At 74.2% G+C, this 1,153-nt stretch carries 1 rRNA gene and 1 pseudogene; one reads left to right on the top strand and one right to left on the bottom strand.

Annotated elements, in window-relative coordinates:
- Window positions 1-940, top strand: a pseudogene (locus tag DKL51_RS35445) (hypothetical protein); the annotation flags it as partial.
- 90 nt (window positions 941-1,030) lie between these two features.
- Here the strand turns inward: DKL51_RS35445 and rrf are convergent.
- Window positions 1,031-1,147 (bottom strand): 5S ribosomal RNA (gene rrf, locus DKL51_RS32935).
- Between the last annotated feature and the right edge of the window lie 6 nt (window positions 1,148-1,153).

Raw genomic sequence — 1,153 nt, 5'->3', positions numbered from 1 at the left:
CACGGCGGAAGCCGCCCTCACGACGCTCACCACCACGGAAGCCGCCCTCACGGCGGTCACCGCCACGGAAGCCCTCGCGCGGCGCCTCGCCCTCACGGCGGAAGCCGCCTTCACGACGCTCACCACCGCGGAAGCCGCCCTCACGGTCGCCGCCACGGAAACCGCCCTCACGACGCTCACCGCCACGGAAGCCCTCACGGGGCGCCCCGCCCTCACGGCGCTCGCCGCCGCGGAAACCGCCCTCACGGCGGTCACCACCACGGAAGCCGCCCTCACGGTCGTCCCGGCGGAAGCCCTCGCGGCGCTCACCGCCACGGACGCCCTCGCGCGGCGCCTCGCCCTCACGGCGGAAGCCACCCTCACGGCGCTCGCCACCGCGGAAGCCACCCTCACGGCGCTCGCCACCGCGGAAGCCGCCTTCACGGTCGCCGCCCCGGAAGCCGCCTTCGCGGTCATCCCGGCGGAAGCCCTCACGGCGCTCACCGCCACGGACGCCCTCACGCGGGGCCTCGCCGTCACGGCGGAAGCCACCCTCACGCGGTCCGGAGCGGAAGCCACCCTCACGGCGGTCGCCGGCACGGGATCCGCCTTCACGGCCGTCGCGGCGGAAGCCGCCCTCGCGGTCATCCCGACGGAAGCCCTGGCGCTCGCCCCCGCGGTTACCGCCCTCGCGGGATGCGTCGCCCTCGGGGCGGAAGCCACCCTCGCGGCGGTCACCGCCACGGAAACCGCCCTCACGGCGGTCACCGCCACGGAAGCCACCCTCGCGGGGACCCGAACGGAAACCGCCCTCACGCCGGTCACCGCCTGGGCCGCCCTGCTGGCCGCGGGCGCGGTCATCGCGGTTCCCGCGGTACGGCGGACGGTCGTCGCCGCGCCCCGGCTGACGGTCGGCGCGGTCCTCGTAACGACGGGGACGATCTCCGCCCTGCGGTCCTGAACTCACAGGTACATCCTTCCTAATTGCGCCACCAACGGCGCTACGCAGTCGAGGGCCGACCCGGATGGGGCGGCCCTCGACTGGAAGATTGTCCGGCGGTGTCCTACTCTCCCACACCCTCCCGAGTGCAGTACCATCGGCGCTGGAGGGCTTAGCTTCCGGGTTCGGAATGTTACCGGGCGTTTCCCCTCCGCCATGACCGCCGTAACTCTA

It is taken from the genome of Micromonospora globispora, from assembly GCF_003857015.1.
GTDB classification, from domain to species: domain Bacteria; phylum Actinomycetota; class Actinomycetes; order Mycobacteriales; family Micromonosporaceae; genus Micromonospora; species Micromonospora globispora.
This window is presented reverse-complemented; position numbering and strand designations above follow the sequence as displayed.